Source organism: Vibrio sp. CB1-5, from assembly GCF_059412285.1.
In genome coordinates, this window is sequence record NZ_JBJHPB010000038.1 from 1 (window position 1) to 12,751 (window position 12,751).

General features: G+C 46.3%; 10 protein-coding genes. 3 read left to right on the plus strand and 7 right to left on the minus strand.

What is annotated here, in order from left to right; translation table 11 throughout:
* Positions 1–118 precede the first annotated feature (118 nt).
* The 4 genes from nhaA to ACJB0T_RS20000 all read right to left on the minus strand — a co-directional run bounded on the left by nhaA (position 119) and on the right by ACJB0T_RS20000 (position 5,816).
* Positions 119–1,288 carry a Na+/H+ antiporter NhaA gene (nhaA, locus tag ACJB0T_RS19985; RefSeq protein WP_479290359.1) on the minus strand — a complete coding sequence of 390 codons (1,170 nt, stop codon included), beginning with the start codon at positions 1,286–1,288 and terminating at the stop codon, positions 119–121.
* A 306-nt stretch (positions 1,289–1,594) separates the two neighbouring features.
* A complete protein-coding gene (locus ACJB0T_RS19990; protein WP_479290361.1) occupies positions 1,595–2,710 on the minus strand; it encodes a lipocalin-like domain-containing protein in 1,116 nt (371 codons plus the stop codon).
* Complete coding sequence (locus ACJB0T_RS19995; RefSeq protein WP_479290363.1) at positions 2,711–5,164, minus strand: ABC transporter permease; 2,454 nt, start codon at positions 5,162–5,164, stop codon at positions 2,711–2,713.
* Positions 5,145–5,816, minus strand: coding sequence for an ABC transporter ATP-binding protein (locus ACJB0T_RS20000; RefSeq protein ID WP_479290365.1), 672 nt, complete (start codon positions 5,814–5,816; stop codon positions 5,145–5,147). Before ACJB0T_RS20000 ends, ACJB0T_RS19995 begins: the two co-directional genes overlap by 20 nt.
* 271 nt (positions 5,817–6,087) lie before the next feature.
* Here ACJB0T_RS20000 and ACJB0T_RS20005 point away from each other — a divergent pair, with 271 nt between their 5' ends.
* Complete coding sequence (locus ACJB0T_RS20005; RefSeq protein ID WP_479290367.1) at positions 6,088–7,533, plus strand: DUF2867 domain-containing protein; 1,446 nt, start codon at positions 6,088–6,090, stop codon at positions 7,531–7,533.
* A gap of 80 nt (positions 7,534–7,613) precedes the next feature.
* Here the strand turns inward: ACJB0T_RS20005 and ACJB0T_RS20010 are convergent, their stop codons facing one another.
* The 3 genes from ACJB0T_RS20010 to rsuA form a co-directional block, all read right to left on the minus strand.
* Entirely contained in the window at positions 7,614–8,267 is a 654-nt protein-coding gene (locus ACJB0T_RS20010; RefSeq protein ID WP_479290369.1) for a DUF2913 family protein, read from the minus strand.
* The gene (locus ACJB0T_RS20015) at positions 8,267–9,472 is read right to left on the minus strand and encodes a Bcr/CflA family multidrug efflux MFS transporter (RefSeq protein ID WP_479290370.1); all 1,206 of its coding nucleotides are present in this window, start codon (positions 9,470–9,472) and stop codon (positions 8,267–8,269) included. Before ACJB0T_RS20015 ends, ACJB0T_RS20010 begins: the two co-directional genes overlap by 1 nt.
* A 271-nt stretch (positions 9,473–9,743) precedes the next feature.
* Entirely contained in the window at positions 9,744–10,442 is a 699-nt protein-coding gene (gene rsuA, locus ACJB0T_RS20020; protein WP_042498381.1) for a 16S rRNA pseudouridine(516) synthase RsuA, read from the minus strand.
* Positions 10,443–10,512: 70 nt separating this feature from the next.
* On the opposite strand from rsuA, the gene radD reads away from it, so the two are divergent.
* Both radD and ACJB0T_RS20030 read left to right on the plus strand, forming a co-directional pair.
* Positions 10,513–12,249 carry a DNA repair helicase RadD gene (gene radD / locus ACJB0T_RS20025; protein ID WP_479290372.1) on the plus strand — a complete coding sequence of 579 codons (1,737 nt, stop codon included), beginning with the start codon at positions 10,513–10,515 and terminating at the stop codon, positions 12,247–12,249.
* Positions 12,250–12,321: 72 nt separating this feature from the next.
* Positions 12,322–12,744, plus strand: coding sequence for a PepSY domain-containing protein (locus tag ACJB0T_RS20030; protein WP_479290374.1), 423 nt, complete (start codon positions 12,322–12,324; stop codon positions 12,742–12,744).
* Positions 12,745–12,751 lie beyond the last annotated feature (7 nt).

Sequence of the window (12,751 nt, forward strand, 5' to 3'; positions counted from 1 at the left end):
TTCAGGTTTCTTTCAACCTGACGGGTTTGCCAGCTTCGCTGGGCAAACAAAAAAACCCAGCCGAAGCTGGGTTTGTCTTGTTCTCAAAGCAATGATTGAGCACTTAATACCTGAGTGTTTAATATTGAATCTTTGGCTCTGGTGCGGCTTCCTTTGGAAGCGATAGGTTCAGTAAGATGTAACCTAGGACCGCTGCAGTTGTTGAGCCCATCAAAATACCCAATCTTGCGTAAGTATCAAACTCTGCGCTCACTCCTACAAATGCCAATGACGCGATAAAGATAGACATTGTAAAGCCGATACCACACAGCACGGATACTGCAAAAATCTGTTTGAAATCCACACCCTCAGGTAGTTTCGCAATACCAAGTTTCACTGCTGCCCAGCTGAAGGTAAAGATACCCAGAGGCTTACCAACTAGCAGACCCATTGCGATACCTAGAGGTAGCATTGAAGTCAATCCAGACATTGATACACCTTCTAGCGAGATACCAGCGTTAGCAAATGCGAAGATAGGCAGAATACCAAATGCAACGTACGGGTGCAGCGCGTGTTCTAAATGCTTAAGTGGTGAATGCTCGCCCGGCTTACCATTAAGCGGAATAGCAAATCCAAGTACTACCCCAGCTAGCGTCGCGTGAACACCAGAAGCCAGTACACTTACCCAGAGCACCGCACCGACTGCAAGGTAGACTGGTATGCTAGTCACCTTCTTGGCATTAAGTACGAACAAGATTGCCGTCATTATAAAGCCAAGCGACAATGCGATAGTGGAAAGGTCGCTGCTGTAGAAAAGCGCAATAATAACGATAACACCCAAGTCATCGATGATAGCAAGCGCCAGTAGGAAGACCTTCAAAGCGACAGGTACACGCTTACCAAGCAATGCCATGATACCCAAAGCGAAGGCAATATCTGTTGCTGCTGGGATAGCCCAGCCACTCATTGCTTGTGCATCGCCCATGTTAAACAAAACATAGATAAGTGCCGGAGCAACCATACCACCGACAGCTGCGATTGCAGGGAAGATGGCTGTCTCTTTTGACTTTAGAGCGCCTTCAAGTAACTCGCGCTTAACTTCCAAGCCAATTAGGAAGAAGAAGATTGCCATCAAACCATCGTTTATCCAGTGTGAAATAGATAGACCGAAAACGTAGGTATGAAGCACGCCTTGATACATTTCATTGAGAGGAGAGTTGGCGATAACCATCGCAATTGCCGCAGCAATAACTAGGATGATGCCCCCTGCAGATTCCATCTTAAAAAAGTTACGAATGACGTCATTCATAATGTAAAGCCCTTAATATTTATTCACATTGTTTGAATGTTAAAAATTGTATATCTAGTTAAATTCCATAAAAAATCGATTCTACGGATGTTAAATGTAGGAATAACCGAATAATACTCTTACAAGATTCGAGATATGTATACCAATTCAGCACCACTAGTAACAGTATAGAGCAAAGATAGATGCGATGAATGAATGGCTTAGCTCAGTCTACTCAATGTCAATATCATTCTAGAACCACAATATGACGCAATTGAGTAACAAGAAGTATCAGATGTAACTAAGTGACGAACAAAAAAAAGCGGCTTAATAGCCGCTTAATTGCATGAACCCTTGAGCTTGGTGGGAGCCATTAGCCATGATAGCTCCTTGCCACTGGGGCACAACGAAATTGACCCAGTTGTCTCGCTTACGCGCTTTAATGACAAGGTCTATATCATGACTAGGAACTCGCAATCGCCAGCTAAGCGGGACGCGCCGTCCTGAATCAAATTCGGTATAACCAACGGCTCGAATAGAGATATCGCCTGTAGGAATATTCTTGACGTTACCTTGGCGATCCAATATCGCAGCGCTGGTGTAAGGCATATTATCTTTGTATCGATAACGACTGACTAGTAGAGCCTCGTCATCGTTAAGCCAAAGAACAAAGTTGTCTTCGCCAACATAGCTCGCCCCTACTAACTCACTGCCCCACTCTTTGCTGAGCCAAGCTCGCCCTTTAATCGTCAGTACCTTTCCATTCGCGAGCGCCAGCGTACCGACGGTTTTTACAAATGGGGATTCGATGGCATAGGAAGCACGCGGCAATAAGTCGTGCTTCTTGTGGTAACCATTTTCACCAATCAGTGCGTAATGACCGACCGCCATAAGCTGAAGATTCACTGCAAATTGCTCAGTGGCCAGTTTTAAATTACCTGGCAGTGGCTCACTTGATAGAGAGCGCCAAGACCAATCATCAATCCACACTCGAAATGGACGACTTAATCCACCCGCTTGGCCGATACCGCCGCGAGCTATGCGCTGGTCCGTAAACATGCCGAGATGGCTATTAAGCACCACGTTAGCAATATAGATTTGAGGATCTTGCCATCCCGTAGCAACGCGATCATCACTGGCATAACGGAAGAATCGAACTCGAAGCCAATAGGTTTGCCCTGCTTCATCTTCTAATTGAGCAACAAACTGCCACCACTCATGCTGAAACTCTGGATGAAAACGAAAATCTTGCGGTAGCTTGATCTCTCTATCCGGCAAAACCGGCTCAAATACCTTTTTGCCGGGGGAACCAAATACCGCATTAATTTGACTGGTTTTGGTGACGGTAATCGCGTCGTGTACCGGTTTGGTCGCCCAGATAACCGTTGCTGCAACCACAACAATCAGCAAACAAGAGAAAATGAGTTTCTGCATTCGATTCATTTATAGCGCATCCCTGAGTGAATGAATCGGCGAATTACGAATAAGCTTCAATACAGGAAGAGCCCCCGCAATAACCAATGCTACCAACGACCACAAACACGTTCCTAGGTATTGCCAAGGAACTATTTGAAGCTCAAGTGACCAGCCAAAGGACTGCTTAATCACAATATCGACAATGAGCTGCGCTAGCGCTACACCCAGCGGCATTGCAATCGCTGCAGAGATCAAGCCAAACACTAATAGCTGTAGGCCGCCAATCATCACCAACTCTTTACCTGAAACGCCAAGACAACGCAGCAATGAAGTATGTCGCTGACGAGTAATCTCCCCTGCAATAGTCGCAAAGAAGATACCAAACACGGCAATGACCAATGTGATGTTGCCAAGGGTATCGGCAATAGCAAAGGTGCGATCAAACGTGGTCATCGCTTTATTGTGAATAGAGGTATTGTCATAAATACGCTCACTACTCAGTCTAAAGCGTGATTGAAGCCTCTGCTCGACAAACAGCGATTGTGTCTTATCTTTTAACACCGCGCCCAAGGCGACATCACCAGAGCCTGACAAATTCGCAAGCCAACGGTTTTCCGACAACAATACCTGATGATATGGATTGCCATAGTCATAGTAGACGCCAACAATATGCCAATTGCCGCCGAGCGGCGCTCCCAAATCGACATAGTCTCCCGGGCGTAAATCACGTTTTAGCGCCATAGACTCACTGATCATGATGCTGCGAGAGTGGTGAAGATGATACCAATAGTTTGGCACCGCGATTTTCACCGTCAATGCCTCCATCTCGCCAACTGAATTACCGGTACTCACAACTTGCATCAATCCAGATTCGGTTGGGATTTCTTCTTCCCAGCGCCACCACACGCGTTCAACTTCTGGTTGTTCTTCTAGCCAGCTACTCATGCGACTCGCACTGTTATTGGTCGGATACACATAAATATCCGCAGCTAATCGCTGAGTTAGCCAGCGATCCGTCGTATCACGGAAACTGCCAACCATAGTTTCAACCCCCATGTTCGCTGCCATTGCCAACATAAATGCCATGTTCGCTACACCGCGATAACTCATACTCGCGGCTGCGTCAGCAAAGAACCAGCGAAGTTTGACCCAGCGAAGTGAGTAAGAAAACAGGGTAAAGATCTTCCAAGTAATAAACGGTGTAATCAATGCCACGCTAAGTAACATGAGTACAATAATGGCGTAACCGGAGTTTTGAGACTTAGGCGCCTGATAAATAGCAACCGCCGCCACACACAGGCCACAAGCTAAAAATGCCTGCCAAGTAAATTCTGCCCCCGTAAAGCGCATTAAAGAAAGTCGCGCTGACAAACGGACTGGCTGTGTCTTCAACAAACGAATCAAAGGCCAGCCACAAGAAATCACCGCGCCCGACATCGCAAGCACAAAGCTGTACAAGCTCCACTGCCAGCTCCACTCGATACTCAAGCCAATATTGGCGTCATAAAGATCACTCAAGCTTTGCGAAACTGCAGGGATAAGTTGGTTTGCTAATACAAGACCAAACACGTTGCCGCACAGCCAGCTTAGGAAGACTAATACCGCAAGCTCCATACAGAGCGCTTGCGCCAATTGCCAACCAGAAACCCCAACTTGTCGCAAGCTACCGACAAGCGGCTGACGCTGAGCCAATGACAGTGACATTGCCTGATAAAAGATAAATAGACCAACCACGAACGACAGCATACTCATAGCAGACAAGTTAGTGTGAAAGGCGGCGGTCAGAGATTCCAACTCAGATTGTGAACTGCGTGACAGTGTCATCCCATTTGGGATCATTTTGCGAAGTCGTTCTAGTTGACCTGAACTCATTTCACCGCAAGCAATAACAGATAAACCGGCAGAGCGTTTGAGCGCACGAACTAAGGACATATCCGCGACAATTTGCATGCCTTTGATGCCGACTTTACTATCTACCTTTACAGGCCCAAGTACCAAACCATTATCTAAGGTAATAGAGTCGCCATTTTTCCAGCCCTTCAGTTCAGACAAATCATGGCTGACAAGGATCGTTGTTGGTACCTTAATCAAATCTTGTGATGCAATATCACTGATAGTGATCTTGTTCTTCAATTGCAAGAGAGAAATAGGATCGGCGCCCACTAAATTCAGCTCTAAGCCATCATTAGTGGTCACTTTCTGTATATCAAAAGGAACGCATTGCTTGAAGCCATCACGGCGCAATTGAATATAAAAACCTTGCGGGATTTTGGTTTCCGCATGTTTAGGGCGAATGCGATAAGGTACTGGGTTTGCGAACAGTCGCTCGCCACTGGCATAGGCTTGCTGAGCATGATGATTGATTGCGGTCACACCAACAAGCAGTGATACGCCTAGTGTTAGACCAAGCCAAACGAGAAGAATTTGTAAAGGATGGCGACGATAATGTCCCAGTAGCGCCTTAACTACGGGCCATAACATGTAATTGCCCTCCTTGAAGGCGTATCGAGCCATCTAAGTGAGAAGCCACTTTCTCACTGTGAGTAACGACCAACAAGGTACATTCCAGATGTCGAGTAAGAGACGTCAACAAGCGCATTACCGCCTCAGCATTTCGCTCGTCCAAGCTTCCTGTCGGCTCATCCGCTAGCAAGATTTTCGGCTCCATATACAACGCTCTAGCAATGGCCGCTCGTTGCTGCTGACCACCGGAAATTTCTTCTGGATAACGCCCTAGCAACGCCATTAAATCAAGTGCAGAGAGAATTTGGCGCCACAAACCACGATCTTCAGGCAGGCCTTTGATCTGACGGCAGAAACGAATGTTGTCGGCGATGTTTAGCGTAGGCAGCAAATTGAATTGCTGAAAGATATGGCCAATATTGTTGCGGCGATAAGCAGTGCGCTTACTCTCTTTCGCTTCGTGCATAGCAAAGTCAGGGAACCAAATTTCACCAGAGTCCACTTTATCGATCCCTGCAATTAAATTTAGTAACGTACTCTTTCCTGAGCCACTTTCACCCATTAATGCCAGTTGTTCACCTTGTGCCAGTGTTAACTCTGCACTTTGCAGTACAGGATGGAACTCACCACCGTCAATATAGCCCTTGCTAAGGTCAGACAACTTAAGCATTGAAACTCTTTACGAAAACGAAAATTTGGACACCGAATCTACACTAAAATTGACCTACAAGGAAGGAAAAACCCCCAGATCACGCGACTATTCTACGAGTTCGCTATTCTTATAAAATATGCTGTCGCTTAATGATAAAAAAAGGTGTCAATAATTTGCTTTTCCTCCAATAAAAAGTCAGGGACTATGAAGAGCAGCTTTTCTGAAAATTTTCTAAAATGTGTTAAATTTTAGAGAGATAGTTTTTCTTGGAATAAATCGAGGGATAAGAATGAAACGAGTTTTGGTTCTCGGCGCATCGGGTTATGTCGGCTCACAGTTGATCCCTATTTTACTCGCTCAAGGTTATCACGTAACCGCAGCAGCACGGCAGATTGACTACCTTAAAGCTCGAATTATCCCACACTCACATTTAACCTTCGAATATCTCGACTTAGCCGATCGTGAAGCCACTCTTGCGCTCGTTCCGCAATTTGATCTGGTCTACTTCCTAGTACATGGAATGGCGCACGGTCATGACTTCCTAGACTATGAACTGTCGCTCGCACAGAACTTTCGCGATGCGCTGGAGATCAGCGAAGTCGAGCATGTTATCTACCTCAGCGCCATCCAGCCGCAAACAGGCAACTCCGAGCACTTAGCGGCTCGTAAAGCCACTGGCAAGTTACTACGTACGAGTAAAGTCCTTATTACTGAGCTGCGTGCGGGCGTGATAATAGGTCCGGGCTCCGCCGCGTATGAAATCATGCGCGACTTTGTTTATAACCTTCCGGTACTTATCGCGCCAAAGTGGGTAGACTCAAAAGCCAACCCTATCGCATTGGAAAACCTCAACCACTATCTCATTGAACTATCAAAAGAAACTGATCCAAATAGCGAAATCTATGAAGTCGGCGGACCCGATGTACTCTCCTATCGCCAACAATTCGAGGTGATTTGTCAGCAAATAGGTAAACCGCTACGCCTATGGGCAACACCACTGCTCACACCTAAAATCGCCTCTTACTGGCTTGGCGTTGTCACGTCAGTGCCTTCAAGTATTGGCCGTGCCCTGATAGCGGGGCTTGAGCATGATTTTATTGCCGACTCTCAATCGATTAGGCAGCGCTTCCCGCAAGAGCTCATTTCTTACCAACAATCTGTGGCGTCCAGCATTCAGCAGGACGGTAAATTTATTCGCAGCAACGTTTGGGGGTTTGAGCCCGCTGCTCTTAGCCGTTGGCAAGCCGGGTATGGTTATTATCCTAAGAAAACTGGATCAAGCTTTACAACGAGTAAAAGCGCTGAGCAGTTATGGGATGTGGTGAAAACGATAGGCGATCCCAAGGACAGCTACTTCTTCGCCAATATACTGTGGCGAACCCGAGAGTGGCTCGACATCTTCTTTGGTGGCGGCCGTCCTGTAAGGCGCTCGCCAGAAGGCCCAGAACTAAAGGTAGGTGACTTTATCGATTCGTGGAAAGTCATTCGCTGCGAACAGCCCCACTTTCTGTCCTTGTTATTTGGGATGAAAGGGCCTGGACTTGGACGGCTGGAATTCACCATTACAGACCATGGAGACAAACGAGAGATAAACATCAGCGCTTGGTGGCATCCTAAAGGCTTTTTAGGACTGCTGTATTGGTTTGCGATGATGCCAGCTCACCTGTTCATTTTTAAAGGCATGGTTCGAGCTATCGTTCGTAAAGCTAAATCAGCAGCTCGCAAGGCTAATTGAAATAAAATCACCTAGATTCAAACATAAAAAAGCGTAGCACCCTAAAACTGGGGCTACGCTTTTCTTGTCAAACTAGGCATTTACGCTTTAAATGACAATGGAATTTCCGCTAGTTGCGTACCTTGATTAAGTGGGTAAATAAGGTACTCACCGTGATACTTCACTTTCGACTTATAATCAGTCACTTTGTGAAGCATAAATCCAGCCTCATAGGCTTTAGTAATGAACTCAGCATGGTTGCCACGAACAAACCAACTCATAGGTTTTACTAGGTTCTCACCATCAAAGCAGTCATCACATTGATTAGCACACACAGCAAACGAGTTGGCGCCATCGGTAAAGAATTGGACTTTGCCGCCATCGGTTAATACTTCCGACGTACACACGCCCCAACCTGCTTGTTCCATATCATCAATGAACTGCTCAATCTTAGCGTCTGTAACCGGTGCAATTTCACCACCAAAGAAGCCTTCGTAATAAGCAGAGATGCGCTTGAACGTTGGCTCTAGCATCGAGTCATTGCCCTTAGAACGCCCAGTCTTCTGCCATTGAATAAGGTTAGCACTGGTCGCTTTGTCAAAACGCTGTGTTTTGATCGTACGTGTTACCCATCTCAACAAAAAGAGGTTATTCGATACAGGCGAGTTAATCAGCTTTCCTGTTGCGTGCTCTGCCGCCAACTCTTCTAATGCTGAGTTCACGACTTTTTGAATTTCTGAATAATATGCAGACATTATGCTTTTTTTCCAAACGTCCAATACAAGGCGGCGGATAATACCGAACAAATCGCCATTAATGCAATCATTGGCCACGGTGTGCCGCTCGGTAAAAACGCTACAATAGCCCCCACGACAGACCCTGTTCCAAATCGTAACGTGCCCGCAAGAGACGATGCCGTGCCCGCCATTGTTGGGTAACCACTGAGTAGCAGGCCCATTGCGTTACTACCAATCGTAGACAGCGTGCCCACAAACAGCATCACAAAAGGCACGATACCCCAAATACCAAGATCAAGCGCGCCACTTACCAAAAGTCCGATGCCCGCAAACAACTGAATACCGATACCAAAGCGCAGCATCCCGTGCAAGCCTACTTTTTTTACAAAGCGGCCGTTCAAACTGGTCATGATAATCATAGTCACAATGTTCAGGCCAAACAGGTAACCAAATTGATCCGGTGACACACCATAGATATCAATATAGACAAACGAGCCAGCGGTTAGGAAAGCAAACATGCCTGCAAATGAAAATGCGCCCGAGAAAATAAGCCCCATCGCAACGGGATTTTTACATAGACGCAGGTAGTTCTTAATCGTAGTTCTAAATCGAAGCGGTTGTCTGTTTTCTGGCGCCAGCGTCTCTGGAATTTTCCAAAGCACAGCAGCAATCACGATCACCGAAAAGCCCGTCAACACCCAAAAGATTGAGCGCCACCCAAACCAAACGGCAAGATGACCACCAATCATTGGTGCCACCAAAGGTGCCAAAGTAATGACCAAGGTGACAAACGACATGGTGCGCGCGAAGTCTTCTTTATCAAACATGTCACGAACAACGGCTTGGATAATCACTGCCGCTGCGGCACCGGCAAACCCTTGCGCAGTACGAACCAAAGTAAGCGACTCAATACTGCTCGTGGTCGCACACACCGCGGAAGCAACACCGAAAAAGAACACGCCAAATAACAAGATAGGCCTACGCCCAAAACTGTCCGCAAGTGGGCCATGCAAAAGCTGACCAATAGCAAACCCAGCGGTATACACGGTTAACGTGATTTGCACAGCCCCGGCCGTGACACCCATATCCTGCGCGATCGTTGGCATCGCAGGGAGGTACATGTCAATCGCCAGCGGCGTCAATGAACCAATAGCTCCAAGCACTAAAAACAGTAACAAACCAAGTTGGGGTGTATTGGGCTGCGATGTGGTTTGAGAACTCATATCGCTCCTAAAACGTCGATGAGCCGCATTCCTTGCTTTTATGCTCATGTTTTACTCAACGTCCCGTTGAGTGAGATTGGTTATGAATCTGGCCGCGAGAATAGGAAGGTGGTCAGTACAAAGCTAAGTTCGATAGAGCTATGTTTGATAGAGCTACGTTTTACAGAGCTATGTTTTATAGAGCTACGTCTGCTTTGTACTGATTAAATTTGAGGCTCGCAGCCATTCTATTCACAAAATGAATCTAAACTTATAAATCAGTCTATTAGTATTACTTTTTCCAGACTGAGTCAATTTCTTCTTGAGTGAGATAACGATACTCGCCAGGCTCAAGCATCTCATCCAAAACAATTTCACCCACACTCTCACGATGCAGACCTTCAACCTTGTTACCAAGTGCCGCAAACATGCGCTTAACTTGATGGTATTTGCCTTCGTGAATAGTCAGTAGCACTTCGTTATCATCGATGATTTCAAGTTGAGCCGGTAGCGTCGGTGCTTTCTCGTTTCTTAGCTCAATACCTTCTTCAAACGCTTGCTGATAGTTTGGCTGAACAGGATCGGCTAACCACACGCGATAAGTCTTAGCACACTTGTGTTTTGGCGATGTAATTCTGTGTGACCACTGACCATCATCGGTAATCAAAACAAGACCGGTAGTATCCACATCTAATCGACCTGCAAAGTGGAGATTTTCCATCTTCACTTCATCAAGCAGCATAAAGGCCGTGTGGTTAAATCCATCTTCATGAGAACAAACAAAACCATCTGGCTTAAATAGCATGATGTAGCGAGGGCCTTGCATACGAACCTCACGATCCTGCCACTCGACACTGCTCTCTTCTGTTACTTTGAATGCACCACTCTTTTGAATCACGCCATCCACAGTGACGTCGCCTGATTTGATGATCTTTGTGGCTTCTTTACGTGTAGCGCCTAACGCGTCACACAAAAACTTATCTAAACGCATGAATACCTCGTTTTCATTTCGTGGGGTATTATAGAGGGGTTTTTCAAAATGTAGAGTAAAACTGAGCCGTATGTACACGCTTCGACCTTATCAAGCCGACTCCGTGAAAGCCGTTATTCATTATTTCCGCAAAAATGACACACCAGCTGTCATTGTGCTCCCAACAGGCGCTGGTAAAAGCTTAGTAATTGCTGAGCTCGCTCGCCTTGCACGCGGTCGAGTACTGGTGCTTGCCCACGTTAAAGAGCTAGTAGAGCAAAACCACGCAAAATATGAAGGCTATGGTCTGAAAGGGTCGATATTTTCAGCGGGTCTCGGACGCAAAGAAACTTCCGAACAAGTCGTCTTCGCTTCAGTACAATCTGTGGTGAGAAACCTAGATGCCTTCGCCAATCAATTCTCACTGCTGGTCATCGATGAATGCCACCGCGTGCCAGAGACCAAAACATCAAGCTACCAGAAAGTCATTAGCCATTTATGCGAGATTAACCCTGGCATAAAAATACTTGGACTGACCGCGACCCCATATCGTCTTGGTGTGGGCTGGATTTACCAATATCACACCAAGGGTTTAGTGCGTAGCGATGAGCCACGTTTCTTCAAAGATTGCATTTTTGAACTCCCTATTCAGTACCTTTTGGATGAAGGGTTCCTAACCCCTGCAAAACTCATCGATGCTCCCGTGCTGAGCTACGACTTCTCTCAGTTAAAACCCACCAGCATGGGCAAATACAAAGAGTCGGAGATGGACTTGGTGATTGAGCAGTCTAAACGCGCGACACCCCAGATTGTTGAGCAAATCATCCGCTACAGTGAAGATAAGCAGGGCGTGATGATTTTTGCCGCGACAGTACGTCACGCTCAGGAAATCCTATCTCTGTTGCCAGAACAAGCCAGTCAAATCGTCATAGGCGACACACCAACGCCTGAGCGTGACGACATCATTAACCGATTCAAGCAGCGAGAAATCAAATTCTTGGTCAATGTCTCCGTTCTTACCACAGGCTTTGATGCGCCGCATGTCGATTTAATTGCGATACTGCGCCCTACAGAATCCGTCAGCCTGTATCAGCAAATTGTTGGCCGTGGCCTTCGCCTTTCTGAAGGCAAAACGGAATGTTTGGTGCTCGACTATGCCGGTAACACATACGATCTCTATCAGCCTGAAGTTGGCAATCCAAAGCCCGATTCAGACTCAGAAATCATTACCATCCCCTGCCCGGCTTGCGGGTTTAACAATGATTTTTGGGGCAAACTCGATGCCAACGGTTTTTTGATTGAGCACTTTGGCCGCAAATGCCAAGGCTACTTTACCGATGAAGAGACTGGTGAACGTGAACACTGCGACTATCGATTTAGAGCCAAATACTGTGCTGAATGTGGCGCAGATAACGACATTGCCGCTCGAATTTGTCACGAGTGCGACGCTACCTTGGTCGATCCAGATAAAAAACTAAAAGAGGCGCTCAACCTTAAAGACGCATTAGTCTTCGAGTGCGTCGACATGAACCTGCAAGTTCATAAGGATGATAAAGGCAAAAGCAGTCTGCGTGTTAATTACATTGGCGACAACGATGCTCAGGTGAGTGAATTTTGGTCTTTGAGCACCAAAAAGCAAAAGCAGACCTTTTTATCTAAATTCGTGCGCCCGCATTTGGCGGATAAGCATCGTGAGTTTGACGCCACCTCGCCAACTAAAGTGGTAAACAATCAGCACAGATTTAGATTGCCCGCTTTTGTCATTGCTCGTAAAAGTGGCCGTTTCTGGAAAATGCGCGATAAAGTATTCGATGATGAATTAAACTGAAAACCTGTTCAGGTTTGATTCATATTTCGCCCTTTATATTAATACCATGTTTGATAACGCTGAGATCTTGCTATGCCTTACCCAGTAAATAAAATCTTTGCCGCACTCGTTCTTTCAGCCTCGCTAGTCGTGCCTTTAACGGCAAACGCAGGCTTTTTCTCTGACGACCAAGCGGCTAATAAACAGAGCGGTCACGAGTTAGTCCAAGATGTAGAGACGGGTGATACTCGCGTAGAGTTCGATGAAGATCAGGACGAAGTCTTTGATGCCGTTCAACAAGGTCTTATCAAACCTTTCTCAGTGCTATTTGCGACGGTTGAAAACGATCTCAACGGTCGCGTGATAAAAGTTGAGCTAGAAGAAGATGACAATGAATGGATCTACGAGCTCAAGCTCTTGCACGACCAAGACGTTATAAAAGTCGAATACAATGCAACGACACTGGAGATGATGGAGATCAAAGGCCATAATCTACAACGAGTTATCAAAAAATAAATCGCAA